This is a genomic window from Roseateles sp., from assembly GCF_047654785.1.
GTDB lineage: Bacteria > Pseudomonadota > Gammaproteobacteria > Burkholderiales > Burkholderiaceae_C > Pelomonas.
In genome coordinates, this window is the sequence record NZ_JASGKQ010000003.1 from 1,136,682 (window position 1) to 1,162,752 (window position 26,071).

Genomic DNA, 26,071 nt, shown 5'->3' on the forward strand with positions numbered 1-26,071 from the left:
GCCTGCGAGCAATGCGGCCACAACGACAGGGGGCAGCACGATGCTAAAGCTCGAACAAATCCAGAAGAACGCCGCCATCTCGGGCCTTGAGCCCGGGCAGGTAGTGCGGATCGTCACGACCGAGCCGGTAGGTGACAACGCGCTGACCGTCTACTACAAGACCGCCGACGGAAAGCTGCTCGAGCGGATGCTGTTTCGTACAGACGAGGCCAACTTGTCGTTGGCCGAGGTCGGGCGCCCTTGGGCCTTTGACGCACCAGGTGAGGATTTCAAGCTCGCTACCGAAGCCTATCGGATCAGCTTGGCTCACTTGTTCGATCCGATGATGGCCGTTCACACGTCAAACGTGGAGCCGCTGCCGCACCAGATCACAGCGGTCTACGAGTCGATGCTGCCTCGCCAGCCGCTGCGCTACGTGCTGGCAGACGATCCCGGCGCCGGCAAGACCATCATGGCTGGCCTGTTCATCCGCGAACTGCTGATGCGCGCTGATGCCAAGCGGGTGCTGATCGTGGCGCCAGGCAGCCTGGTCGAGCAGTGGCAGGACGAAATGTTCGAGAAGTTCGGACTGACGTTCTCTCTGTTTTCGCGAGAGCAGGTTGAACAATCCCGTAGCGGCAATCCCTTCGACGACATCGACTTGATGGTTGCTCGCGTCGACCAACTCGCCCGTGCCGAAGACCTTCAAGAGAAACTGCGACTGTCGCACTGGGACTTGGTAGTCGTCGATGAAGCGCACAAGCTGTCGGCCAACTACTTCGGCAACAAGGTCAACAAGACAAAACGATTCCAGCTCGGTGAGCTGCTGGGCTCCATCACGCGGCACTTCCTGCTGATGACCGCAACACCTCACAACGGCAAGGAAGAGGACTTCCAGCTGTTCATGTCACTGCTGGATGCAGACCGCTTCTACGGCAAGTTCCGTGACGGTGCACACAAGGTCGATGTCAACGATCTGATGCGGCGCATGGTCAAGGAAGACATGCTGCGATTCGATGGCACGCGTCTCTTTCCTCCAAGGCTCGCGTACACCGTCAACTACAAGCTGTCGGATCTTGAGGCGGCGCTTTACGAAGCCGTGACCGAGTACGTTCGGAACGAGTTTAACAACGCCGAAAGGCTCGCTGATGGCGGGCGCAAGGGTACCGTCGGCTTCGCTTTGACTTCTCTGCAGCGCCGACTTGCCTCCAGCCCCGAGGCGATTTATCAATCGCTCAAGCGACGCCGAAACAAGCTCAAGCGACGTGTTGAGGAGGAGAAGCTGGGCCAGCGCGGGCGGTCACTTGCCGAGACACTTGTTGGTACCAGCGCAAACGGCGGTCCGGATGACATCTGGGAATCTGCAGATGCACTGTCGCCCGAAGACTATGAAAACTTCGAGGAAGCTGTTGTCGATCAGGCCACTGCTGCGCAGACCATTCAGGAGCTTGAGGCCGAGATCATCATCCTAGAAGCCTTGGAGGAACAGGCACGCCAAGTCGTGCACTCTGGACAGGACCGAAAGTGGGACGAGCTCTCTCGTCTGCTGCAAGACACGCCCCAGATGCAAGACGCTGCAGGTCGGCAGCGCAAGCTGATCATCTTCACAGAGCATCGAGACACGCTGAACTACCTCGCCATCAAGATCCGCGGCCTGATCGGCAGCGAGGAGGCTGTGGTCATGATTCACGGCGGAGTCAAGCGCGAAGATCGTCGGAAGGTGCAGGAGCTGTTCCGCAACGATCCTGCTTCGCGCGTGCTGCTGGCCACCGATGCGGCGGGGGAAGGCGTGAACTTGCAGAACGCCAACCTGATGGTCAATTACGACTTGCCTTGGAACCCGAACCGCCTGGAACAGCGCTTCGGCCGCATTCACCGCATCGGCCAGACAGAGGTCTGCCACCTGTGGAATATGGTGGCTGCAGAAACCCGCGAGGGCGACGTGTTCCAACGCTTGTTCGAGAAGCTGGAGGTGGAGCGCGAGGCCTTGGGCGGACGTGTTTTTGACATCCTGGGCGAGGTGTTCGAGGACCGCAGCCTCAAAGACCTGCTGATCGAAGCAATTCGCTACGGCGCCGACCCCGAGGTTCGCGCCCGCCTTTTGCAGAAAGTCGAAGGCGCGCTGGATACGCAACACCTCGAAGACATCATCAAGCGCAACGCACTGTGCGAAGAGGTGATGGACGCGCGACGGCTGTTCGCTGTAAAGGAGGAAATGGAGAAGGCCGAGGCCCGCAAGCTCCAACCCTTCTTCATCCGATCCTTCTTCAATCAAGCCTTTGAGCAGATCGGTGGCGAGTTGCGCCCACGCGAGTCGGGCCGCTACGAGATTACGAACGTCCCGGCCAACATCCGTGAGCGTGACCGCCAGATCACTGGCCGCGACCGCCGCAACGCCGACCCTGTACTGCGCCGCTACGAGCGCGTCTGCTTTGAAAAGCAGTTCGTGCGCGTTGCCGATCGGGTTGGCGCGCCAATGGCGAGCCTGCTGCACCCTGGACACCCACTGATGCAGTCGGTGACCGACCTAGTGCTCGAAGTCCATCGCAACAAGCTCAAACAAGGCGCTGTATTGGTAGACCCCAGCGACATGGGGTTGACGCCGAAGGTGATGTTCATCATCGACCACTCGGTGAGAGAGGGTGGCGACCCGGTACATGTGGTCTCACGTCGCATGCAGTTCGTTGAGATCGACCCAAGAGGCAACGCGATCAACGCGGGGTGGGCGCCCCACCTCGACCTCGCACCCTTGGCTCTTGCTGACCTTGCCCTGGTCGAGGACGTGCTGGCTGCCCCCTGGATTGCCAAGGATCTGGAGCAGGTGGCTCTGGCCCATGCATCCGCGCATCTGGTGCCCGAGCACTTTGACGAGGTCCGGGTCCGCCGCGAGAAGACTGTGGATAAGACCTTGGCCGCCGTGCACGGACGCTTGGTCAGGGAAATCAACTTCTGGTCTGACCGATACATCAAGCTGCAGGACGACATCGCTGCCGGTAAAGACGTGCGGCTGACGCTGGAGAACGTTCGCCGAACCATCGACGACCTCACAGCTCGCCGCGAGTCGCGTGAGAAGGAGCTACTGGCGATGCGCCACGTCATCTCCGCGACGCCGGTGATCTTGGGTGGCGCCCTTGTTATTCCCGCCGGCTTGCTATTGCAGCGCAAGGGGCAGCCCGGCTGGACAGCGGATGCCGCCGCCCGGGCCCGCGTGGAGCAAATCGCGATGCGCGCCGTGATGAACGCCGAGCGCGCTCTCGGGCACGAGGTCATCGACGTGTCGGCGGAGAAGTGTGGATGGGACGTCACCAGCCTGCCCAAAGCGCCGGACGGCCGACTCATGCCATCGCGCCACATTGAGGTCAAGGGCCGTGCCAAAGGGCAAACCACGATCACCGTCACACGTAACGAGATCCTCTATGGGCTCAACCAAGCCGACAAATTCATCTTGGCTGTCGTGTTGGTGGATGGTGAGCAGCATGAAGGACCGTTCTACGTGCAAGAGCCGTTCACGCAAGAGCCCGATTGGGCCGTAACGAGTATCAACCTCGATCTTGAGCAACTGCTTGATCGTGCCTATCGCGCAGGATAGAAAGAAGAAGAATGAACGCTATAAAGAGTCCTAAGAAGCTAATCGAAGTTGCCTTGCCGTTAGACGCGATCAACGAGGAGGCAGCGTTAAGAAAGCGAAAGGCCCCAGGGGGGTATCCGACAACGCTTCATAAATGGTGGGCCCAGCGCCCGGTTGCGGCTGCGCGCGCAGTTCTTTTTGCCCAGTTGGTGAATGATCCTGGCGGCGAGCGAGGCTACTTTGCAGGAATGACCAAGGCGCAAGCGGCGGCTCGAAGAGAGGAGCTGTTTGAAATCATTCAAGAGTTGGTGAAGTGGGAGAGCACAAACAATCAGAGCGTTCTTGAGCGAGCACGGGCAGAAATCCGAAGGAGTTGGGAAGAAACCTGCCGCTTAAACAAGTCCCACCCTCAGGCGGCCGAGTTGTTTGATCCCGCTCGCCTGCCCGTCTTTCACGATCCCTTTGCAGGAAGTGGTGCGATCCCGCTGGAGGCACAACGCTTGGGCATGGAAAGCTACGGCTCGGACCTAAACCCTGTGCCAGTGACGATCAACAAGGCGATGATCGAATTGCCGCCACGCTTCGCTGGATACGAACCAGTTGGACCGGCGTTGGTAGGTCAAAGGCAGAGGCGACTCGAGGATTCGTGGGCGGGTGTAACCGGAATGGCCGAAGACGTACGCCGTTATGGAGCGTGGATGCTCGATGAGGCCCGCCGGCGCTTGGGCCATCTGTATCCGTCCGTCACCGTCACTTCTGCCATGGTCGCAGAACGGCCAGATCTAAGAGCACTCTTAGGGAAAGATCTTCCTGTTGTCGCTTGGTTGTGGGCAAGAACAGTAAGGAGCCCCAGCCCCGCCTTCTCTCACGCAGATGTCCCACTTGTATCGACCTTCGTGCTTTCAAGCAAAGCAGGAAAGGAGAGCTACGTTGTGCCGATCATTAGGGGCGATACGTATAGATTTGAAGTTCGTATTGGAAAACCGGATGGCCAAGCATCGAAAGGGACCAAGGAGGGCCGTGGCGGACACTTTCGGTGCATTTTGAGTGATGCCCCGATACCCGTCACATACATTCGAACCCAGGGCCAAGCGGGTACGCTGGGGCAACGCCTAATGGCAATAGTCGTTGAGGGTATGCGTGGTCGCATCTACTTGAGTCCAACACCAGAGCATGAGTCGGCAGCCCTCGCAGCTACTCCTGAATGGCGGCCGGATGTTGAAATTAATCACAACCCTCGCGATATCCGGACACAACTCTACGGATTGAGAAAGTACGGCGATCTTTTTACATCCCGTCAGCTGGTTGCTCTTGGGACACTTTCTGATCTCGTCGGCGCTGCCATTGTGAAGTGTCGAGAGGACGCTATAGCGTCGGGCAAAGACGACGGAGTTTCTCTAGAGGCTGGAGGCACGGGTGCCGCTGCATATGCAGAGGCTATCGGTGTGTATTTGGCATGCGCGGTGAGCAGACTTGCCGACTATGGGTGCTCACTAGCTACCTGGCGCCCCAAAGACAATGCCATGAGATCGGGGATGCCGAAGCAGGCCCTTCAGATGTCCTGGGATTTCGCCGAGGGCTCGCCATTTGCAAGTTCAAGTTCAGGATTCCTTGATTGCTGCCAAGTCGTTGCAAAAGTGGTTGAGACGGCATTGTTGTCTTCTCCATCTGGACATGCTTTTCAAGAAAGTGCGACGTCCTCTGCGTTTCCCCTGCCGCTGAGCAACGCGGTCATCAGCACCGATCCGCCGTATTACAACAACATTAGCTACGCCGACCTGTCTGACTTTCTGTACGTCTGGTTGCGTCGCTGCTTGCGATCAGTATTTCCGGGGCTGTTCGCTACTATGACGGTGCCCAAAGCTGAAGAGCTTGTTGCTACGCCATACCGACACGGTAGTGCAGAAATGGCCGAAGCTTTCTTCATGGAAGGAATGACCTCTGCTTTTAGATCTCTCCTTCTTCGAACCCACCCAGCTTTCCCAACGACGATCTATTACGCCTTTAGGCAATCCGAAACGGAGGACGTTGCGGGAACCTCTAACACGGGTTGGGAAACGTTCTTGCAAGCTGTTGTCGATGCGGGGTTCACGGTCACCGGCACTTGGCCAATGAGAACTGAGGGGGACAACCGGCAAGTCGGAAATAACGCGAACGCGCTCAGCTCCAGCATCATTTTGGTCTGTCGAAGGCGGCTGGCGAATGCGCCCGTAGTTGGACGAAGAGATTTTATTCGTCAGCTAAATGCGACATTGCCAGAAGCTCTTGATGAGATGACTCGCGGCGGCGTGAGCTCACCTGTCAAGCCGGTCGACTTATCACAAGCGATCATTGGCCCTGGCATGGCGATCTTTAGCCAGTACGCAGGCGTACTCGAGGCAGACGGTACATCGATGCGGGTAAAGGCGGCGCTGCAACTGATCAACCGATTCTTTGCTGAAGACGACTTTGATCATGACACGCAGTTTTCTTTGCACTGGTTCGAGCAGCACGGCTGGGCTACTGGCAAGTTCGGCGAGGCCGATGTGCTCGCGCGTGCGAAAGGGACCAGCGTCGCGGGTCTGCAAGCCTCAGGCGTAGCCCAGTCCGGGAAGGGCGATTTGCGTCTGCTGCGCTTTGCGGAATTGCCTCGCGGATGGTCTCCAGAGTCAGACCGCCGACTGTCTATTTGGGAGGCTCTACACCACCTGATCCGCTCACTGAATCAGGAGGGAGAAGCGGCGGCTGGGGCTCTTTTGGCTCGGATGCCTAGTCATGCCGATTCCATCCGAGCATTGGCCTATCGCCTTTACACGCTGTGTGAACGCAAGAGTTGGACCGACGACGCTCGCGCGTACAACGAAATCGTGACTGCCTGGGCCAGCATTGAGCAAGCTGCCACAGAGGCTGGCGTCATCGGTGCGCAGTCGCAGTTGGACATCTAAAGGAGGACATGCTATGCCGGAAACTGCTTGGCCCTACCCCGGTTCGCGCTGGTGGAAGTTCGACTTCCACACACATACGCCGGCTTCCACAGACACGCCATGGCATCGCAACGGATTGACGTTGACGCCGCAGGATTGGCTACTGAAGTACATGGCGGCGGGTATCGACTGCGTGGCCGTGACCGACCACAACAGCGGTGCCTGGATCGATCCGTTGAAAGCGGCATATGCGGAGATGAAGGCACTGGCTGACGGCGGGCAAGCGCCGGCCGGCTTTCGTGAGTTGACATTGTTCCCCGGCGTCGAGATCTCAGTCAGTGGCGGATTCCATCTGCTGGCGATTTTCGATCCGACCCAGACAACGCGCACAATCACCGACCTGTTGGCGGCTGTTCGCTACCAAGGCACGGATGGAGATAGCGACGGCGTGACGAGAGAAGGGCCCGAGGATGTCTTCCAGGCCGTCTTGGCAGCGGGCGGCATTCCAATACCCGCACATGCGGACCGGCCCGATGACGGTGGCAAGGGTCTCTTGGCTCGACGCAACGACAGCAATGCAAGCCGTCTGGACGCGAACACGCTGCGAGGCATCTTTGACAGTGCGCAGCTCCTCGCGGTCGAGTGGGAAGATATGACCCGGAACCCGCCGACTTGCGTGCAGGCTCAGGTTGAAAAGCTGGCCCGAGTCCTTGGCAGTGACTGCCACACCTTCCAGGGCCCCGGTGCCCCTGGCAGCCGCTACACCTGGGTCAAGATGGGAAGCCCCAGGCTCGAAGGCCTGCGACTGGCACTTCTCGACGGCAATGGCGTATCCATCCGCCGCAGTGACGAGGGCGCTTTCGATCCGTTTCGCGTGCCCGCGCACCTGGTCACGTCTATTGAAATCGAGCACGCGCGCTTCATGGGCAATGGGGCTCCAGTCCGTTTGGCATGCTCTCCGTTCTTCAATGCCGTCGTGGGTGGTCGTGGTACGGGCAAATCCACCGTGGTTCACGCGTTGCGTCTGGCCGCACGTCGAGATCAGGAACTGGCCGCATTGCCGGCAGGCAGCGAGCCGCGCACACAGTTTGAGGCGTTCCGGAAGGTAGCTAATGGCCGCGATGACAAGGGGGCAGTTCGCGCCAACACGGTGATTCGCGTGGAATGGCAGCACGACGCGGATCGCCTGCGGCTGCTGTGGCGCGCCGATGGTCAAGGCACCGTAGTGGAGGAGTGGCGTAATGGTCTCTGGGAGCCCGCTGCCAGCCAGAGCGTCAATGCAGCACGGTTCCCACTGCGCATCTTCTCTCAGGGGCAGATTGCGGCTCTTGCTGGCGGTGGGCGGCAAACCTTGCTGGGCATCATCGACGAGGCAGCCCAGATCGAGCCGATAAGGCAGGCGGTCGAGGAAGCCAAGCGCACCTACTTCACGCAGCGTGCGCGCTTGCGTGAGATGGACGGCAAGCTGGCTGGACTGGCCGAAGTGGATCGGAGGTTGGAGGAGTCGGGGCGGAAATTGGCTGCTCTTTCACAGGCTGATCATGCTGCCGTTCTTCGCGCCTACGCCCAGGCTCAGCATCAAGCTCGCGAAGTGAAGGGCGTTCTCGAGCAGCTGAACGCAGCCACCAGACGCATTGCAGACTTGCCAGAGCAACTGGTGTTGGATGACTGGTCGAGCCAGCACTTCACCGAGCAGGATGCAGATCTGCTTTCCTGGCGCCAGGGACTTGATGCGCAGCTTGAACAGGTTCGCATTGATTTGTTGGAGCGCGCGCGCAAGCTGGCCGCGGTGGTCGAGTCCGCACAGGCTGATGAACGGTATGTGCAGTGGCGAGGGCGTGCGCAGGCGGCTCAGCAAGCGCACTCAGCACTGCAACAGCAACTTGTAGAGCAAGGCGTCAGCGACCCGCAGGCCTTTGCCCGCTTGACTCAGGAGCGCCAGCAATTAGAGGCACAGCGCAAGACGCTGCAGCAGATGCAGGGCGACCGTCAGGTCTTGGTGACGCAGATCGATGCGCAACGCGCATTGTTCGATGAGAAGCGGCGTGCCGTGACGGGGGCCCGGGGAGCCTTTGTCCAGCAGGCTCTGGACCGGAACCCCTATGTACGGATATCAGTCGTGCCTTTCGGCTTCGAAGCAAAGCAACTCGAACGCGAGCTGCGAGAGCTGATCGACGTCACCGATGACCGGTTTGCCGACGACATCCTGAACGACGATGCATCGGGTGGAATGGCCTTCGATCTGGCGCATGCCGACGACGCTGCGAGGGCTCAGGTGGTCGAAAAGGTCCGCCAGCGCTTGCTGACGACCGATGCCGACCTAGGCGGTCGCCTACGCAACTATCTGCAGCGGCAGCATGAAAAGCCGGAGTTTGCTGATCGCATTTCGACCTGGTCCCCCGAGGACGACTTGCGAATCGAGTACCAGCGCGATGGCCGGTGGACCGCCATCAGCCAAGGGTCACAAGGGCAGCGCTCGGCTGCGTTGTTGGCCTTCCTGTTGGCCTTCGGTGAAAAGCCCATCGTGTTGGACCAGCCCGAGGACGACTTGGACAACCATCTGATCTACGAGCTGATCGTTCAACAGATCAGGGAAAACAAGCTGCGACGTCAACTGATCGTTGTGACGCACAACCCGAATGTGGTGGTGAACGGGGACGCCGAGCTGGTGCACGTGATGGAGTTCGGCCGAGGGCAATGTTTTGTGCAGCAAAGCGGTGCTCTTCAGGACAAGGCGGTGCGCGATGAGGTCTGTCGTGTGATGGAGGGAGGTCGCGATGCCTTCGAACGCCGCTGGAAGCGGCTTGGCCGGGAGGTTTGACATGTTTGCAACACGCAGTGAATTGCTGGAAAAAATCAGGCTCGGTGAGGACACGTTCCTCGAACTCAAAGAGGTGAAGTTCGCGGGGGGGAAGGTCAGGGGGCCGTCGCAGGACGGATTGGCTGATGAACTGGCAGCGTTCGCCAACAGTTCGGGCGGCGTGCTGCTGCTCGGCGTAGAAGACACGAGCCGTGAGGTGCTGGGCATTCCGGTAGACAAGCTCGACGATGTGGAACAACTGGTCCGCCAGGCGTGTGAGCAGTCCATTAAGCCACCACTGGCGCCCATCATCGAACGCATGACATTGCCTGATGGCGGCGGTGTTGAGCAGCCAGTCATTCGGCTGGCGATTGAGCGCAGCCTCTTTGTGCATCAAAGCCCTGGTGGTTACCTACATCGAGTCGGCTCATCCAAACGCCCTATTGCGCCGGATCAGCTGGCGAGGCTGTTCCAGCAGCGCAGCCAGTCCCGCTTGATTCGTTTCGATGAAACGCCAGTGCCTCGGGCCACGTTGGGCGACTTGAACGAAGCGCTGTGGAGGCGGTTTGCACCTCAGCGCAGCAGTGATGCGCCCGAGGTGCTGATGAGCAAGCTGGCGATGGCTGCCCGTGATGAGCAAGGCGAGTGGCGCCCCACCGTCGCAGGCCTCCTGCTAGGTAGTTCGGTCGCCCAGCACTTCCTGCCGGGCGCGTTCATCCAGGCTGTGGCCTATCAAGGCAAGGATGTCGTGCCCACCGGTGAGGGGGCATATCAACGTGATGCTCAGGACATCGTGGGACCTCTGGATCAGCAGATCCTCGACGCCTGCGCGTTCGTGCGCAAGAACATGCAGATGGCTGCGCGCAAGCTTGCGCAAGGTGGGCGTGAGGATCTTCCCCAATTCGATATGTTGGCGGTGTTCGAGGCGGTGACCAACGCGGTGGCTCACCGGGACTACTCGATGGCCGGCGCGAAGGTGCGCTTGCGCTTGTTCGATGACCGGCTGGAGTTGTACTCACCTGGCATGTTGCCCAACACGATGACGCCCGAAAGCCTGCCCTTTAGGCAGGCGGCCCGCAACGAGGCACTGACCAGCCTGCTGGCGCGCTGCCCGATCGTCGACGACACACTGGCGGCTCACCGACAGCACATTATGGATAAGCGCGGCGAGGGTGTGTCCATCGTCCTGGAAACCAGTGAACGCCTTTCGGGCAAACGCCCGGAGTACCAACTTAGTGATGACAGCGAGCTGAAGCTGACGATCTTCGCCGCTGCTACGGAGCAAGAAGCATGAGTTTGAAACCTTGGCGCGAAGTCGCCGTTCCTCACGAGGACGTGCTCAAGGGCACGTTCCAGCAGGCCGAGTTCGCGGCTGATCTGTCGCGCGTGCACGCCGGTACAGCTACAGCCGAATATCAGAATCCAGCACTGTTCTTCCAGCGCACCTTCATCACGGAGGGCATGCGTCTGCTGCTGGATTCGGTGGTTCGGCGCCTTGCTGGTAAGGGCGGCGACCCCGTGATTCAGTTGCAGACCGCGTTCGGCGGCGGCAAGACCCATACGATGCTGGCGGTGTACCACCTCGCCAAAGGCGAGGTGCCTGCCAGCGATCTTCAGGGCTTGGGCGAGATCCTTGGCGCAGCACAAATCGTGGAGCTGCCGCGTGCGCGCGTTGCGGTATTAGATGGCATCAAGTCGTCGCCCAACCAGCCATTGCTGCGCGAGGGACAGGCGATCCGCACGCTTTGGGGCGACCTGGCTTGGCAGCTTGGCGGCGCTGAAGGCTACGCACTGGTGGCTGAGGCCGACGCGTCCGGCACCTCTCCCGGCAAGGCTGTGCTGGAAACGCTTCTGGCGCGTTGCGCACCATGCGTGATTCTGGTCGACGAATTGGTGGCTTACGTGCGGCAGTTCGAGGAAGGTAAGGCTCTCAGTGGCGGCACTTTCGACTCCAACATGTCGTTCGTGCAGGCATTGACCGAGGCTCTGAAGGCTGTGCCTACAGCAGTGCTGCTGGCATCGCTGCCCGAGTCGGACAAGGAAGCGGCCGGCCAGCGCGGCGTGAAGGCGCTTGAGGCTCTTGCTCACTACTTCGGCCGCGTGCAGGCACTTTGGAAGCCGGTGGCCACCGAGGAAGCTTTCGAGATCGTTCGGCGGCGTCTGTTCATCTCAATCAACGACAGGCTGGCGATGGAATCGGTGTGCCGCGCATTCGCTGATTTCTACACTGGCAACAGAGACGACTTTCCGCAGGAAACGCAGGAGAGTCGCTACTTTGATCGACTCGTACACGCCTACCCCATACACCCCGAGGTGTTTGATCGGCTCTATGAGGATTGGTCCACGCTGGACGGTTTCCAGCGCACTCGGGGCGTGCTGAAACTGATGGCCAAGGTGATCCATCGTTTGTGGAAGGATGGAAACAACGACCCGTTGATCATGCCGGGCAGCCTCCCGCTGTACGACGCGGACGTGCGTAACGAGGTGATCTATCACCTGCCTCAAGGCTGGGATCCGGTCATCGAGAGAGACGTTGATGGCGAGCGCGCTGAAACGACCGAGATCGAGAACAAAGACACCCGTTTCGGTAGTGTGCAGGCATGCCGTCGCTCAGCGCGGGCGGTGTTTCTGGGCAGTGCACCCAGCACGACGAACCAGCTGGTTCGTGGACTTGAGCTGGACCGCGTCATGCTTGGCGTCGTTCAGCCGGGGCAGCAGATCGGTCTGTTTAAGGATGCGCTGCGCCGTCTTGCCGACCGGCTGCACTATCTAAATCATGCCAACAATCACTTCTGGCTTGATACGAGGCCGAACCTGCGTCGAGAGATGGAAGAGCGCAAGCGCCGCTTCCAGGACAAGGAAGACGTGTTCCCCACAGTCCGTGAGCGCGTGCAGCGCGGCTTTGCAAGCGGTGTGTTCGGTGGTGTCCATGTCTTTACCGACAGCGGCGACGTACCCGATGACTGGGCGTTGCGCTTGGTGGTCCTTCCGCCCGATGCTGCTTTCAGCAAAAGCGGGCAAAGCCTTGCCATCGATCGTGCGACGGAGATCCTGAAGAAGCGCGGTGACCAGCCCCGTTTCAAGCAGAACCGATTGATCTTCCTGGCGGCCGACTACGACAGCGTCAGTCGGCTGAAAGATCATGTGCGCTCCTACTTGGCGTGGCGCAGCATCGTTGCCGATTACAAGGAGAACCGCATCGTTCTCGACAACTTGATGGCCAAGCAGGCAGCAGGCAGCCTTGAAACAGCCGAGGACACGGTGCGCCGCATGATCCGCGAGACATACAAATGGATCGTGGCACCCATGCAGGAGGCGCGGCCCGGCAAAGGCTTGTCTGACTTGCGGTGGGAACACTTCCAGGTCAACCCGGGCGCGCAAAACTGGGCGCAGGAAGTCGAACGCGTGCTCAAGGAGAATGAACTGCTCATCAACGAGTGGGCACCGATTCACTTGGCCAAGGTTCTGAAGGATTGGTTCTGGAAGGACGACGCCAAGGAAACCAGCGCACTCAACGTCTGGCAGCAAAGCTGCCAACAGCTGTACCTGCCGCGATTGAAAGATGACACGGTCTTTCAGATGACGATGGCTGCGGGGGCGGACAGCCGCGACTTCTTCGGCTTCGCGCAGGGCAAAGACGATGGTCGCTACGTCGGGTTCAGCTATGGCAAGCGCACTTCGCTGATCATGGACTCGTCTCTGCAGCTGATCGAGCCGTTTGCGGCAGCCGCCTATATGGAGGCACTGCGCGCTACAGAGGAGGCTTCGCGTGCGAAGGCTACCGAGGCCGGCGGTGGCGCATCGACGACTAGTGTTCCGGTGGATGGCGGCGCGCCTCGTGTTGAGGATTCGGCCAAAGGTGAATACCGTCCCGGATCACCGGCCGCGGGGCAGGCCGTAAAGAAGCAGTTCTACGGGAGCATCGAGCTCGACCCATTCCTGGCGAAAAAACAGTTCGCGGATCTGGTCGATGAGGTCGTTCAGCAGTTCACGACTCGCCCCGGGGTGAAGGTGAAGATTGCCATTGAGATTCAAGCCGAAGCATCCACTGGCTTCGATGAGGGGTTGCAGCGGGCGGTAAAGGAGAACTGCAACGTGCTGAAGTTCAAGAACGCCGAGTTCGAGTCAGGAGAATGATGGCGAAGGACAGCAATTCATCCAATGGCGAGCAGTCCGCTGCAAAGAAGAAGGTGCTTAACCTTGATCAGCTGTTCAGGCCTGCCACAGCCGTATCGACATCCGTCGGTACGTTGTATCTGTACGGGCTGCGCACTTCAGACCTGAGCGCCTTGGCAGCGCTTCCCGATGAAGAGCCTACTGACCGCATCCGGGCGTTCCTACCCCACATAGCGAGCCGGGTCGAGGCCAGAGGCTTTAAGGACGAACGGCCACCGCTGGCAACAGCGGATGTTGATCAGCTCACCCCCCCAGACTGGGAGCAGGTTTCAGAGGTCTACGTCAAGACGCTTCTTCGAGGTTTGTCCGACGGGGACGATTCCCTCGGAAAGCCCGAACGCGAAACCTCTGAGTCAGCTGTAGCCTTCCTGGACCGACTACTCAAACATGAAGTCCAGGTGCAGTCCCTACAGCTGCGGAGGATGCGCGAGAAGATGCTGGAATCGACCAGCAGCGTCTTCGATCAGGTTCGAAAAAGCTCCTCGGCCTTGGGCTCAACCTTGTCCGCATACGATCAGTTCACGAAGAGTGCACCGCCGGTTGAGATTCGTGCGCCGAACATGGATCACTTCCATGCGATGAACGAACAGTTCGCTCGTCAAGCCCGTGAGCGAGCTGAAGAGCTTGAGATGGTCAGACTGACTGGGAAAATGACCGCAGAGTCAGCCAAGACGCTCAAGGATCTTGCGGAGGCGGCGACGTTCCTTCTTGAGCAGTTGGACGAGCGCGACAAAAAAGCCGATCATTCGACGCACAAACAAATCAGCATCGCGGTCTGGTCGGTGGGCGTGTCTGCGGTCTTGGCCCTGTTTGCACTCATCGTTTCGGGCTTAGCCTACTACCAGGACAAGGACAACAACCTTGCTGGCGATCAGTGGCAGTCAGAACTCATAGCCGCCGTTCGGGAAGGCAATCGCCAAAGTGCTGATGCCAAAAGTGAGGCTCAGCGCTTGCGCGACCAGGTGGCTGACCTTGAGGCCAAGATTGCTAAGACCGCATCCGTCTCACTCGCTGGCAGACCGGCCACTTCGCAGCGGAAGCCGGGGCTGAATGATGTGCAGATGCCTTAGGCATTTTGGACCTCAGTGAGATCTCGTTCATAGGTAACAATGTTGGACGTGCTGTCGAGATGACTGCAGCTCGCTCCTCATGCGCCTCCAGGGTCAATCCTGGGGACACCACCGGGGCAGCCAAGGGTAGCGGAGGGGCATTTACTTGGGGCGGGCGGTTGATAAGTACCCCGGAAGACCCCCTAATACCCCCCATTTCTGGTTCGAGCCCCATCAGCCACCCCAAGTTCTAAAAGTCGTTGAAAATCAACGACTTAGATCAGCGGCAAGTTGATCGGTCTAGCACCAAGTCTTGCACTTGGTCTAGCACTTCCAAGGTTGCATGTAGGTTCCACCCCACGGAACTCCATGCGGAACACCTACCAAGACAAGCACGGAACCTTCTACCTCCGTCTTCTTGTCCCCAAGGTTCTTCACCCTCATGTCACCCGCCAGAAGGTGGTCCAGAGTCTCAAGACAAAGGATCGCCGTCAGGCTTACATTCGTTCAATGGAAGCCAGCTTGGCTTTTGAACGATGGGTGCTAGATATGAAGAAAAACTATGGGATTTATGATAACAATAGGACTTACGCAAACGTTTAAATAAATAGACCCTGCATGGTATTTGTTGGATAATGTGCCGCATCGACCTCAGCATGCAAATTGTCCATCAAAAGAATCGACTACTGCCAGTTCATCCTGACCAGCCAGACCAATTTCACCATGACGAACTTTGCGGATCACGGCCAGGGATTCAGCCACGATGCGGTGAAGCGGTACCTGCAAGGCGACAAGCTGTCGGCCAGCTTGGTTTGGGAGCATGCGCAGCGTGAAATCGTTCCATCCCCCCGGGGATGCATCGTGTTTGACGACACCATCCTCGACAAGGGCCATTCGCACCAGATCGAGTTGGTTCGCCGGCAGTACAGCGGCAATGCCCACGGCATCATCAAAGGGATCGGCCTGGTGAACTGCCTCTACGTCAACCCCGACACCGGCGAGTATTGGCCCATCGACTATCGATTGTTTGCGCCCGAGCAGGACGGCAAGACCAAGCTGGAGCACGTGCGCGACATGTTGGTCAGCGCTGCGGGCAACAAAGCACTGCCCTTCACCCGGGTGCTGTTCGACACCTGGTACGCCACGATGGAGCTGATGCTGCTGGTGGACAGCCTGGGCAGACGCTTTTACTGCCCGATCAAGGCCAACCGGCTGGTCGATGACAGCGCCGGCCAAACGCCGTACCGGGCAGTGAGCGGCTTGTGCTGGACGGCACAAGAGGCTGAGCGCGGCAAGCTGATCAAGATCAAGGGATTCCCCAGGGACTACAAGGTGAAGCTCTTCCGGGTGACGGTGTCTTCCCACCGCACGGATTGGGTCGTGACGAACGATCTGGCTCAAGATTCGACGCAGGGCACGCAAAAGGCGTGTGCGCTGCGCTGGAAGATCGAGCAGTTTCATCGAGAACTCAAGCAGCTGACGGGCGTTGAGAAGTGTCAGTGCCGCAAGGCGCGAATGCAGAGAAACCACATCGCCTGCGCGATCTTGGTTTGGCTGCGGCTGCGGGCGGTGGCCAAGGAAAAACTCTCTTCGATGTATCAGATCAAGACCAGTTGGCTGTCCGAGCGAATGCGCCAGGAGCTGCGAAGTCCTTCGGTTTTGATGCGTTTTGCGTAAGTCCTAAACAATAGAGAGCTTGTTGTCACTCTGCCCAACGGTGTGAAGTTGGAATATGACTTGGAAAAGGTCATTGAGAAGGAAGCCTATGAGTCATTAATGGGCTCACCAGTGGTTCAAAACGCCTCTAAATCCGTTGATCAAGTCAGGGAAGCTACTCCCCTACCTTCGGTGCCTGCTTGGGCTTCTAGGGCTCGTTTAATTGATATTTTTGAGTCTTACAAGCTGGCAAAGGTCAAAACCTTCTCACAGTCCACACAGGATGGCTACTTCCCTCGCATTCAGAAGTTCATTGACTTCTACCGTGCAAAAGGGGTGGTGTTCATTGACGAAATCAGAAAAGCCCATGCCAGTGATTACAGGGATGAAGTCACTCGGTTGCAAGATAGTCCTCTGACCATTGATAACTACACCAAGACTCTGAAAGGTTTTTTTGACTTTGCTATCAGTGTTGGCAAGTATGGGTTTGAGAATCCATTTTCCAACATGCACCTTGTCAAGAAGTCGGAACGAGATAAACACACTGACTCATATATTCCTTACACCAAGGATGAAATTCAGCGGTTGTTCGTTGAAAATTTTGAAGCCTATTGTAAGAGGTTCAAGAAGCCCGATTTGTTCTTTGCTCCATTGGTGGCTCTTGCCCTTGGAATGCGCGAGGATGAGATTGCACAGCTTTATATCAGTGACATTTATCAAAAAGATGGCATTTGGGTTCTTGATGTCAATGACAATGGCGATGATAAAGAAGTCAAGAATCAGGCTTCAATTCGCTTAATGCCTCTTACAAGCCAGTTGCTTCAAACGAATTTCTTAGATTATTACCACATGGTCAAGGAAAAATATGGTGAAAATTCTCTTCTTTTCCCATATTTGACCAAGACTGCCTCTAATGGATATTCTAAGAATATCTGCTACAACTGGACTCAATACAAGCAAAAGTTGATTGCTGTGGATGAGCCACAAAAGGTTTTTCATAGCCTGCGAAAGAATGTAGGTGCGGCGATGGCTGATAAACTGATTGACCTTCCATTGAGGAAGCGGGTTCTTGGTCACACTCAAAATCAGGATGTCACTCAAACTGTCTATGGCAGCGAATATTCGCTGCAAAACCTTAAATCGTTGCTGGAAGGTTTGGAATGGAATATTGACTTCTCCAGATTCCAATTTGAGTTCAAGAATGAGAATGTGCTTGCAGGGTTGGTCAATGCCAAAGCAATCAAAGCCCGTAAAAAGGAATTGCAAAAAAGGCTTAACCTGTCTTCTTGAATATCCCGTAAGGACACGACGAAGCGGTTCTTTTTTGCCTGCGGCACCTCCATAGTGGGGTGCTTTTTATGCCTGCTTTATTTGGCGAAGCCAAATGAAGTAGGAAACAATAAAAACCTGACTGGTTAGGTCAAGCTAAAAAAATCCAAAGATTAGGGCGGTAGGCTGCATTGATTTGTGCCCTCGTCACTAAAAAATGCGGTTACGTTGCTCGCTGTAATTTGCAGCCATAAATCAATTTATGCAAATTGATTTGGCAAATCCAGAGCAGACAAAAAGCGAAGCGAAGTCAAGCGATGGCAGACTAAAAATAAAATCAACAAGTCAAGCGGCTGGTTTTTGTATTTGGTTTTAGGCCCCAGCCAGGACCTCCGGTAGGACCGCGTATCTGCAAGATACATAGTCGGTCACTATGGCGTTGACATTAAGCCTCAATTTGGTAAAAAAGATGAAAGCCAACAAGAATAATGAGAGAGGCAAAAATGGAAGGAAGCTATCAATTTATCCACATAGATTCTTATGCCCGCGAGGGCTCAGAACGAAAAACAACCGTCACCAAAAAGAATGGTGACAAGGTTACTACAATAACAAAAATAAGAGATGCCCGCGAAATTCTTGCGGAGCAATGGAGAGAGCAAGGGGCTTGTCCGCATATTAAAGAACCAGGTAAACCGGGGCTTTTATATGGGGTGCCACCTATGGAAGTTTTGCCCATGATTGAAGAATGGGCAGAACAAACGACAGATGCCAGAGGGCACAAATTAAGAAAGGACGGGCTGTGTGTTTTGATTGGGGTAGCCTCTTTACCTCGTGAAATGGAAGATAGCTTTCCTGAATTTGCAGAGAGCACCTTGGCATGGTTGAAGCAGAAATACGGGGACCGTCTTAAATCCGTGGTCGTCCACGACGACGAAGCTCACCCTCATTTGCATTTCTCTGTGGTGCCCCGCATTGGAGAAAGGTTTGATGATGTTCATGAAGGCTACAGAGCCAGCAAGCTGGCTAAGACCGAGGGCAAGAAGAAGGGTGAACAGAATCTTGCCTATATAGAGGCTATGAGGGGTCTACAAGACGAGTTCAGCAAGAGGGTAGCTATGAGGCATGGCTTAACCCGAATCGGGCCAGGGCGCCGCCGTTTGACCCGTGCCCAGTGGAAAGCAGAGAAAGCCCAGGCTGCTTACTTTGCAGATGCAAAGAAGGTAGCCCAGGTTCATGCGAACAAAGGCTATAACAAAGGAAAAGCTCAAGCTGAGGAAAAAGCCAAAGCCATTATTGAAAATTCACAAAAGAAGGCTAATAGTATCGGCAACAAGGCTGCCTCTTTGGTGGCTGGTGTTATAGGTGGGTGGCATGAACCCACTGCCAGAGCCAAAGCAGAAACTGAAAAAGCCAATGCTCTTGCTGAGAATGAGAGGAAAAAGAGGCTAGAAGCTGAAAAGAAGGCTAAGGAAGAAGCTGATCGCCGCGTTGCTGCTGTTGGCAATCAAATCACCATAGAGAAGTCCAAGAATGCAGAGCTAGAAAAAGAGGTTGAAAAGCAGGGCGACAAAATCAGAATCCTTGGGTGCTGTACTTGCTTGGTATGAAAAGAGCTTTGGCAAATCTCCTGATAATTTGCCAAAGAATGGGTGAAATTTTTTCCGCTGCCAATTTTGTTCTATTTCATAGAACCTCTACGAGATTATTCTTTGCTTGGGTGGTGTTATTCTATTTTGCTGTGTACTATTAATTAATTAATTATTTTTATGTACTATTAATTAATCTTTTCTTCGCATAGTAGTTCGTCGCCTCTGGCTCCTCACTACTAAGCGAAGAAAAGCCTATCCCAATCACGAATCTTAAAATCCGTGTCGGGGCTTTTCCCACATGACTACATGCTTCGGTGGACTTCAATCAAGTTGTCTCACTTTGAGGATTCACAGTCCTGATTACTGCTTGGAGCCGGGTTCCTCAATTTCGCCTATCCGTATGGCTGTGCTCCAAATACCATTCTTACCTACTTACACCATAATGAAGTTCGCATTAGTGGTGTTGCTACCTGCTAAGGGGGCAGTTGCGGGCGTCACCCCACTATGCTTATCTGCCTTCATGTTAGCCATTCACGTTAGCAACTTTCTGAATCGTGGAACTTAATCGACGCATAAAAAAATTGCCCTAACCGTCCGGTTGGGCAATTTAGTCTTGATTCTGTCTTGACAATCTGTGATTTTCAATTATGATTTAATTGCCGCTTCCACACGGTTATCGTACAATTTAATTGAATTTGAGAAAATGTCAAGAGTGCGATTGCAAATAAAAAGCCAGTCAAATGACTGGCTTTTTATTTTATGCTGATTAGGACTTACGCAAAACGCATCAAAACCGAAGGACTTCGCAGCTCCTGGCGCATTCGCTCGGACAGCCAACTGGTCTTGATCTGATACATCGAAGAGAGTTTTTCCTTGGCCACCGCCCGCAGCCGCAGCCAAACCAAGATCGCGCAGGCGATGTGGTTTCTCTGCATTCGCGCCTTGCGGCACTGACACTTCTCAACGCCCGTCAGCTGCTTGAGTTCTCGATGAAACTGCTCGATCTTCCAGCGCAGCGCACACGCCTTTTGCGTGCCCTGCGTCGAATCTTGAGCCAGATCGTTCGTCACGACCCAATCCGTGCGGTGGGAAGACACCGTCACCCGGAAGAGCTTCACCTTGTAGTCCCTGGGGAATCCCTTGATCTTGATCAGCTTGCCGCGCTCAGCCTCTTGTGCCGTCCAGCACAAGCCGCTCACTGCCCGGTACGGCGTTTGGCCGGCGCTGTCATCGACCAGCCGGTTGGCCTTGATCGGGCAGTAAAAGCGTCTGCCCAGGCTGTCCACCAGCAGCATCAGCTCCATCGTGGCGTACCAGGTGTCGAACAGCACCCGGGTGAAGGGCAGTGCTTTGTTGCCCGCAGCGCTGACCAACATGTCGCGCACGTGCTCCAGCTTGGTCTTGCCGTCCTGCTCGGGCGCAAACAATCGATAGTCGATGGGCCAATACTCGCCGGTGTCGGGGTTGACGTAGAGGCAGTTCACCAGGCCGATCCCTTTGATGATGCCGTGGGCATTGCCGCTGTACTGCCGGCGAACCAACTCGATCTGGTGCGAATGGCCCTTGTCGAGGATGGTGTCGTCAAACACGATGCATCCCCGGGGGGATGGAACGATTTCACGCTGCGCATGCTCCCAAACCAAGCTGGCCGACAGCTTGTCGCCTTGCAGGTACCGCTTCACCGCATCGTGGCTGAATCCCTGGCCGTGATCCGCAAAGTTCGTCATGGTGAAATTGGTCTGGCTGGTCAGGATGAACTGGCAGTAGTCGATTCTTTTGATGGACAATTTGCATGCTGAGGTCGATGCGGCACATTATCCAACAAATACCATGCAGGGTCTATTTATTTAAACGTTTGCGTAAGTCCTACTGATATTCCGATTCCACCTTTGGCTTTGAGTGTTTGTGCTGCCTTGAATAATCTTCTCCACGATTTCAGGCCCCAAAGTAGAATGAGGCCAAAGGGAATGAGGATTGCTAAACTCCAGTTTCTTGCCTGATTGTCGTGTTGTCCGTCTGTCAGAAAAATGAGGCCACTGCACGAGGTTACGAGAAATGGAAACAGCAGGATAAAGAACATTTTCAGATTTCGTGATTGCTGGTAGTAGAGTTTTCCGTCTGGCAATTCAACTCCAACAAGATATTTATCCAGCAAATAGAGCTTTACTTTTCCACCGAGGTTCAATGCTCGCTCAAGAAAATTATCCAGTGATCGTTCTACGATAATGTTCTGCAAAAGGTTTTCGCCAATCTCAATGGTGGTGTAAGTATGGCGGCCATTTTTGCTGTTGATCGTTGCATTTCCAAGTAAATTCAAACTGCCGACAACTTCTTTCATTTTTGCTCCATTGGAGGTTGAGGGTGTGTTCGCTTAGCAGGCTGCTGTGTCAAACAACCTTTAAAGTTGGAAATCAACTTTACAACATGTTCAACCTTTTCGGGTGTCTAGCCACCATTGGGGTGGTGTAGATGACACAGGAAGGCGCATGCAGAACAACGAGCACAGGGAGCTTTTCAAGACCATTGGTCGCACCTTGGCCCAGCGAAGAGAAGCTAGGGGGTTGACACAAGAGCAGGTATCTGAACGGCTGGAGATTGGCACTGAGGCGGTGTCCCGCATGGAGCGAGGCTTGACCATGCCCACTGTGCAGCGGCTGGCTGAACTGGCTGAAATCTATGACTGCGGCATAGACGAACTGCTCATAGCCAGCAGCACCCGCACCAGTGACCAAGCAGAACTCATTGCCCAAGTGCTCAAGACCTTGCCAGAAGGAGACAGAGCGATGGTGGTTGAGGTGGTTCAGAAGATTGCAGAAAGACTCAAGGAGCGGCTGTAGAGCTCTGGCGCATGAGGTGTGTGCTATGCTGGTCTAGCACTTGCCATGAGTGCAGGTCTAGCACTTTTTCTGTTGTTTTTCATCCACTTTTGCTGAAAAAATCCTTTGTAATCAACAGCCTAGATGCAATCTGGATTTACTCCCATCAGCCACCCCAAATAACACGAAATCCCCGATGTGCCAGGCGCCCATCGGGGATTTTTCTTGGGCGCTGCCGGTGGCGGTCCCGGCGACGCCTCCGTGCTTCAAGCCTTGTCGGACACCAGCTTCACGACGCTGGAGAAATCCAGCCCGCCGCGGCCGGCCTGCTTGTTCAGCGCGTAGAGGTTGCGCGCCAGTTCGCCCAGCGGGATGGTCGCGCCGACGCCCATCGCGGCTTCCACGGCGAGGCCCAGGTCCTTGAGCATCAGGTCGTTGCCGAAGCCGCCGGCGTAGCCGCGCGAGGCCGGCGCGTTCTCCAGCACGCCGGGCCAGGGGTTGCAGACCTCGGTGGCCCAGCTCCGGCCGGTGCTGACGGCCATCATTTGCGACAGCGCCCTGGCGTCCAGCCCGTGCGCGACGCCCAGCGCCAGTGCCTCGCCGGTGACGGCCATGATGACGCCCAGCGCCATGTTGTTGCACAGCTTGGCGACCTGGCCGGCGCCCGAGCCGCCCATGTGGAAGATGTTCTTGCCCATCGCGCCGAGCACGGGCCGGGCGCGCTCCAGCGCGTCGGCGTCGCCGCCGACGATGAAGGTCAGCGTGCCGGCCGCCGCGCCCGCCGTGCCGCCGGACACGGGCGCGTCCAGCATCGCGACGCCGCGCGCCCGCGCGGCCTGCGCGACCTTCTGCGCCGAGGCCGGCGCGATGGTGGAGCAGTCGATGACGAGCGTGCCGGCCGGCAGGCGGGCCAGCAGGCCGCCGTCGTCGCCCTGGCCCAGGAAGAGCTGCTCGACGTGCCGGCTGGCCGGCAGCATCGAGATGACGACGGCGGCACCCGCCACGGCGGCGGCGGCGGAGGGCGCGACCGCGACGCCGGCCTCGCGGGCCTGCTGCAGCGCGGCCTCGCTGAGGTCGAAGGCCGACACGGCGAAGCCGCCGCGCGCGAGATTGGCGGCCATCGGGCCGCCCATGTGGCCGAGGCCGATGAAGGCGATGCGGGTGTTCTTCATGCTTGTCTCCTCAATGCAGGTCGGCGAGTGGATGCGGGCCGGCGAAGCGCGCTTGCAGCAGCTCGTCCACGGCGGCCGCGGGCTGCCAGCGCGGCGCCTTGTCCTTGTCGATCAGCAGCGCGCGCACGCCCTCGGCGAAGTCGGGGAACACGCAGCAGCCGACCGAGGTCTGGTATTCCAGCCGGAACACCTCGGCCAGCGACGCCTGCCGCAGCTGCCGCTGCAGCGCCAGGGACAGCGCGGCCGAGCTGGGCGAGCCCTGGTCGAAGGCGGCGCCGGCCTGGGCCAGCCAGGCGTCCTCGTGGCCGGCCAGCCCGCGCAGCCGGGGCGCCAGCGTGGCGAGGCTGTCGTGCGGGCCGATCAGCGCGTCGATGGTGGCCCGGTGCGGCGCGAGCCGGGGCGGCGGGAGTTCGGCGGCCGGCAGCGCCTGCAGCAGCGCGCCGAGCCGCTCGGCGTCGGCCGCCTGCTCGCCGGCCCAGCGCGTGGCGGCGATGGCGGCCAGCAGCGTGCCGTGGTCCTCGGCGCGCGCGGCGTGGTCGGCCAGGCCGGCCCACAGCGCGTCGGCGGCGTTCAGCGGCGCGCCGGTCAGCGCGAGGAACAGTCCGGTGCGGCCCGGCAGGCGCGGCAGGAACCAGCTGCCGCCCACGTCCGGGTACAGGCCCAGCGTGATCTCGGGCATGGCCAGCCGGCTGCGCGGCGTGACGACGCGGTGCGACGCGCCGGCCATCAGCCCGATGCCGCCGCCCATGACGATGCCGTGGCCCCAGCAGAGCACGGGCTTGGGGCAGGTGTGGATCGCGTGGTCGAGCCGGTACTCGCGCTCGAAGAAGGCGGCGGCCTCGGGCGGCACGCGGCCGGGGCCGGCGGCGCGCATCGCGCGGTACAGGCCGACCACGTCGCCGCCGGCGCAGAAGGCCTTGTCGCCGCTGCCGTCGAGCACGATGCCGGCGACCTGCGCGTCCGCGACCCAGGCGCGCAGCTGCGCGTGCAGCGCGTCCACCATGTCCAGCGTCAGCGCATTCAGGCTGGCCGGCGCGTTCAGCGTCGCGTGGCCGAAGCGGTGGCCGGACACGGTGTCCAGCGTGCGGAACAGCACGGGCGCGTCAGCCATGGCGCCACACCGGCGTGCGCTTGGCGAGGAAGGCCTGCACGCCTTCGCGCTGGTCCTCGGTGTCGAACAGCGCGACGAAGCGCTCGCGCTCCTGGATCAGTTGCTGCTGCGGCGGCGTGTGGCGCGCGCCCTGGATGAGCTGCTTGCACGCGGCCACGCTGCTGGGGCTCTGCTTCTGCACCTGCCCGGCCAGCGCCAGCGCGCGCGCCAGGCCCTCGCCCTTGGGGGCCAGTTCGTCGACGAGACCGATGCGCAGCGCGGTCTCGGCGTCCACGCGCTCGCCGAGCAGCACCATGCGCTTGGCCCAGCTCTCGCCGACGGCCCAGGTCAGCCATTGCGTGCCGCCCGCGCAGGGCAGCAGGCCGACGGCGGCCTCGGGCAGCGCCATGACGGCATGGGCCTCGGCCACGCGCAGGTCGCAGGCCAGCGCGCATTCCAGCCCGCCGCCCATCGCATAGCCGTTGAGGGCCGCGATGCTGACGCCGCGGAACGCGGACAGCGCCTCGAACGCATCGCCGAAGCGCTTGGCCAGGGTCGCGGCGCGGCCCTTGTCGCCGTCGGCGAAGAGCTTGAGGTCGGCGCCGGCGCTGAAGAACTTCTCGCCGTCGCCGGTGATGACGAGGGCGTAGACGTCGCGGTCGGCGTTCAGCGCCTGCACGAGCCGCTCCAGCGCGGCCAGGCTGTCGGCCGTCCAGGTGTGGGCGGGCGGGTTGTGCAGCGTGACGAGGGCGGTGTGGCCGCGCTTTTCGAGCCTTAGGCCGGGGTAGTTGCTCATAAAGAGTCCTTCAGCGGATCGCATCGCCCGCATCGTCCCGGAGGACGCGGCGGGACACGATGACGCGCATGATTTCGTTGCTGCCTTCGAGGATTTGGTGCACGCGCGTGTCGCGCACCAGCCGCTCCAGCGGGAATTCGTTCAGGTAGCCGTAGCCGCCGTGCAGTTGCAGCGCCTCGTTGCAGACGGCGAAGCCCGCGTCGGTGGCGAAGCGTTTGGCCATCGCGCAGTAGGTGCTGGCCTCGGGGTGGCCGGCGTCGAGCTTGGCGGCGGCCAGGCGCACCATCTGGCGCGCGGCGACCAGCTCGGTCGCCATGTCCGCGACGCGGAACTGCAGCGCCTGCAGGCTGGCCAGCGGCTGGCCGAACTGCCGGCGCTCGTGCAGGTAGCGGCGCGTGGCATCCAGCGCGCCCTGGGCGGCGCCGACGGAGCAGGTGGCGATGTTGATGCGCCCGCCGTCCAGCCCCTTCATCGCGATCTTGAAGCCCTGGCCTTGCTCGCCCAGCAGGCATTCGGGGCCGAGGCGCACCTGGTCGAAGGCGATGGCGCGCGTGGGCTGGCTGTTCCAGCCCATCTTGTGCTCCTTCTTGCCGTAGCTGATGCCCGGCGCGTCGGCCGGCACCGCAAAGGCCGAGATACCCGAGGGCCCCGCGCCGCCGGTGCGCGCCATCAGCACGAGCACGTCGGTCGCGCCGGCGCCGGAGATGAAGGCCTTGCCGCCGTTGATCGTCCAGGCCGCGCCGTCCCAGTCGGCGCGCGTCTGCAGCGCGCCGGCGTCCGACCCCGCGCCGGGCTCGGTCAGGCAGTAGGACGCAAGCTTGCGGCCGTGCGCCAGGTCCTGCCCCCAGCGTTCGCGGACGGCGTCGCCGCCCCAGGTGCCGATCATCCACGTCGCCATGTTGTGGATGGTGATGAAGGCGGTGGTGGAGGGGTCGGCGGCGGCCAGTTCCTCGAAGACGAGGGTGGCGTCCAGCCGCGGCAGCGCCAGGCCACCGATGCGCTCGGGCGCATAGAGGCCGCAGAAGCCCAGCCCGCCCGCCGCGCGGAGGGCGTCGCGCGGGAAGGTCTGCTCGCGGTCCCACTGCGCCGCGAACGGAGCCAGCTCGGCCTGCGCGAACGCGCGCGCGGCGTCGGCGTAGGCGCGCTGCTCGTCGTTCAGTTCGAAGTCCATGTCAGCGAGTCTCCCTGCCGTGGGTTCCGGCGGGCCG

At 58.8% G+C, this 26,071-nt stretch carries 17 protein-coding genes; 11 read left to right on the forward strand and 6 right to left on the reverse strand.

Translation table 11 applies throughout. The annotated features are described in order from the left end of the window. The first annotated feature begins 40 nt into the window (after positions 1-40). From QM788_RS14420 to QM788_RS14465, 10 genes are all read left to right on the forward strand, one after another. A complete protein-coding gene (locus QM788_RS14420; protein ID WP_415662152.1) occupies positions 41-3,568 on the forward strand; it encodes a helicase-related protein in 3,528 nt (1,175 codons plus the stop codon). A gap of 11 nt (positions 3,569-3,579) precedes the next feature. Further along, positions 3,580-6,471, forward strand: coding sequence for a DUF1156 domain-containing protein (locus QM788_RS14425; RefSeq protein ID WP_415662153.1), 2,892 nt, complete (start codon positions 3,580-3,582; stop codon positions 6,469-6,471). A gap of 13 nt (positions 6,472-6,484) precedes the next feature. After that, positions 6,485-9,271, forward strand: coding sequence for a TrlF family AAA-like ATPase (locus tag QM788_RS14430; protein WP_415662154.1), 2,787 nt, complete (start codon positions 6,485-6,487; stop codon positions 9,269-9,271). A 1-nt stretch (position 9,272) separates the two neighbouring features. Further along, positions 9,273-10,544 carry an ATP-binding protein gene (locus tag QM788_RS14435; RefSeq protein ID WP_415662155.1) on the forward strand — a complete coding sequence of 424 codons (1,272 nt, stop codon included), beginning with the start codon at positions 9,273-9,275 and terminating at the stop codon, positions 10,542-10,544. Further along, positions 10,541-13,387: an ATP-binding protein gene (locus QM788_RS14440; RefSeq protein WP_415662156.1), complete on the forward strand. Its 2,847-nt coding sequence runs from the start codon at positions 10,541-10,543 to the stop codon at positions 13,385-13,387. Before QM788_RS14435 ends, QM788_RS14440 begins: the two co-directional genes overlap by 4 nt. Next, complete coding sequence (locus QM788_RS14445; protein ID WP_415662157.1) at positions 13,384-14,496, forward strand: hypothetical protein; 1,113 nt, start codon at positions 13,384-13,386, stop codon at positions 14,494-14,496. Before QM788_RS14440 ends, QM788_RS14445 begins: the two co-directional genes overlap by 4 nt. A 348-nt stretch (positions 14,497-14,844) precedes the next feature. Further along, positions 14,845-15,078, forward strand: a complete 234-nt coding sequence (locus tag QM788_RS14450; RefSeq protein WP_415662158.1) for a DUF6538 domain-containing protein — start codon at positions 14,845-14,847, stop codon at positions 15,076-15,078. Between the two features lie 60 nt (positions 15,079-15,138). Beyond that, complete coding sequence (locus QM788_RS14455) at positions 15,139-16,152, forward strand: transposase (protein ID WP_415660644.1); 1,014 nt, start codon at positions 15,139-15,141, stop codon at positions 16,150-16,152. Positions 16,153-16,212: 60 nt separating this feature from the next. After that, positions 16,213-17,421: a tyrosine-type recombinase/integrase gene (locus tag QM788_RS14460; RefSeq protein ID WP_415662159.1), complete on the forward strand. Its 1,209-nt coding sequence runs from the start codon at positions 16,213-16,215 to the stop codon at positions 17,419-17,421. 482 nt (positions 17,422-17,903) lie between these two features. Continuing rightward, positions 17,904-19,007: a plasmid recombination protein gene (locus tag QM788_RS14465; protein ID WP_415662160.1), complete on the forward strand. Its 1,104-nt coding sequence runs from the start codon at positions 17,904-17,906 to the stop codon at positions 19,005-19,007. Positions 19,008-19,762: 755 nt separating this feature from the next. On the opposite strand, the gene QM788_RS14470 is transcribed toward QM788_RS14465, so the two are convergent. Together QM788_RS14470 and QM788_RS14475 are read right to left on the reverse strand one after the other, a co-directional pair. Beyond that, a complete protein-coding gene (locus QM788_RS14470) occupies positions 19,763-20,776 on the reverse strand; it encodes a transposase (RefSeq protein ID WP_415660644.1) in 1,014 nt (337 codons plus the stop codon). A 56-nt stretch (positions 20,777-20,832) separates the two neighbouring features. Beyond that, positions 20,833-21,327 (reverse strand): hypothetical protein, encoded by a 495-nt coding sequence (locus tag QM788_RS14475; protein WP_415662161.1) that lies wholly within the window; start codon positions 21,325-21,327, stop codon positions 20,833-20,835. 148 nt (positions 21,328-21,475) lie between these two features. On the opposite strand from QM788_RS14475, the gene QM788_RS14480 reads away from it, so the two are divergent. Next, the gene (locus QM788_RS14480; RefSeq protein WP_415662162.1) at positions 21,476-21,826 is read left to right on the forward strand and encodes a helix-turn-helix domain-containing protein; all 351 of its coding nucleotides are present in this window, start codon (positions 21,476-21,478) and stop codon (positions 21,824-21,826) included. Positions 21,827-22,071: 245 nt separating this feature from the next. Here QM788_RS14480 and mmsB read toward each other — a convergent pair whose 3' ends face one another. From mmsB to QM788_RS14500, 4 genes are read right to left on the reverse strand one after another with little or no spacing between them, the layout of a single operon-like run. Continuing rightward, on the reverse strand, positions 22,072-22,977 hold the full coding sequence (gene mmsB, locus QM788_RS14485) for a 3-hydroxyisobutyrate dehydrogenase (RefSeq protein ID WP_415662163.1): 906 nt from the start codon (positions 22,975-22,977) through the stop codon (positions 22,072-22,074). 10 nt (positions 22,978-22,987) lie between these two features. Next, positions 22,988-24,088 carry an enoyl-CoA hydratase/isomerase family protein gene (locus QM788_RS14490; protein WP_415662164.1) on the reverse strand — a complete coding sequence of 367 codons (1,101 nt, stop codon included), beginning with the start codon at positions 24,086-24,088 and terminating at the stop codon, positions 22,988-22,990. Then, positions 24,081-24,863: an enoyl-CoA hydratase gene (locus tag QM788_RS14495; protein WP_415662165.1), complete on the reverse strand. Its 783-nt coding sequence runs from the start codon at positions 24,861-24,863 to the stop codon at positions 24,081-24,083. The genes QM788_RS14490 and QM788_RS14495 overlap by 8 nt, the downstream gene beginning before the upstream one ends. 10 nt (positions 24,864-24,873) lie before the next feature. Next, complete coding sequence (locus QM788_RS14500) at positions 24,874-26,034, reverse strand: acyl-CoA dehydrogenase family protein (RefSeq protein ID WP_415662166.1); 1,161 nt, start codon at positions 26,032-26,034, stop codon at positions 24,874-24,876. Between the last annotated feature and the right edge of the window lie 37 nt (positions 26,035-26,071).

What these genes read in the sequence shown, in the direction of transcription:
- QM788_RS14420 (WP_415662152.1), top strand. Translation starts at nt 41, where the DNA reads ATGCTAAAGCTCGAACAAATCCAGAAGAACGCCGCCATCTCGGGCCTT.
- QM788_RS14425 (WP_415662153.1), top strand. Translation starts at nt 3,580, where the DNA reads ATGAACGCTATAAAGAGTCCTAAGAAGCTAATCGAAGTTGCCTTGCCG.
- QM788_RS14430 (WP_415662154.1), top strand. Translation starts at nt 6,485, where the DNA reads ATGCCGGAAACTGCTTGGCCCTACCCCGGTTCGCGCTGGTGGAAGTTC.
- QM788_RS14435 (WP_415662155.1), top strand. Translation starts at nt 9,273, where the DNA reads ATGTTTGCAACACGCAGTGAATTGCTGGAAAAAATCAGGCTCGGTGAG.
- QM788_RS14440 (WP_415662156.1), top strand. Translation starts at nt 10,541, where the DNA reads ATGAGTTTGAAACCTTGGCGCGAAGTCGCCGTTCCTCACGAGGACGTG.
- QM788_RS14445 (WP_415662157.1), top strand. Translation starts at nt 13,384, where the DNA reads ATGATGGCGAAGGACAGCAATTCATCCAATGGCGAGCAGTCCGCTGCA.
- QM788_RS14450 (WP_415662158.1), top strand. Translation starts at nt 14,845, where the DNA reads ATGCGGAACACCTACCAAGACAAGCACGGAACCTTCTACCTCCGTCTT.
- QM788_RS14465 (WP_415662160.1), top strand. Translation starts at nt 17,904, where the DNA reads ATGGAAGGAAGCTATCAATTTATCCACATAGATTCTTATGCCCGCGAG.
- QM788_RS14475 (WP_415662161.1), bottom strand. Translation starts at nt 21,327, where the DNA reads ATGAAAGAAGTTGTCGGCAGTTTGAATTTACTTGGAAATGCAACGATC.
- QM788_RS14480 (WP_415662162.1), top strand. Translation starts at nt 21,476, where the DNA reads ATGCAGAACAACGAGCACAGGGAGCTTTTCAAGACCATTGGTCGCACC.
- mmsB (WP_415662163.1), bottom strand. Translation starts at nt 22,977, where the DNA reads ATGAAGAACACCCGCATCGCCTTCATCGGCCTCGGCCACATGGGCGGC.
- QM788_RS14490 (WP_415662164.1), bottom strand. Translation starts at nt 24,088, where the DNA reads ATGGCTGACGCGCCCGTGCTGTTCCGCACGCTGGACACCGTGTCCGGC.
- QM788_RS14495 (WP_415662165.1), bottom strand. Translation starts at nt 24,863, where the DNA reads ATGAGCAACTACCCCGGCCTAAGGCTCGAAAAGCGCGGCCACACCGCC.
- QM788_RS14500 (WP_415662166.1), bottom strand. Translation starts at nt 26,034, where the DNA reads ATGGACTTCGAACTGAACGACGAGCAGCGCGCCTACGCCGACGCCGCG.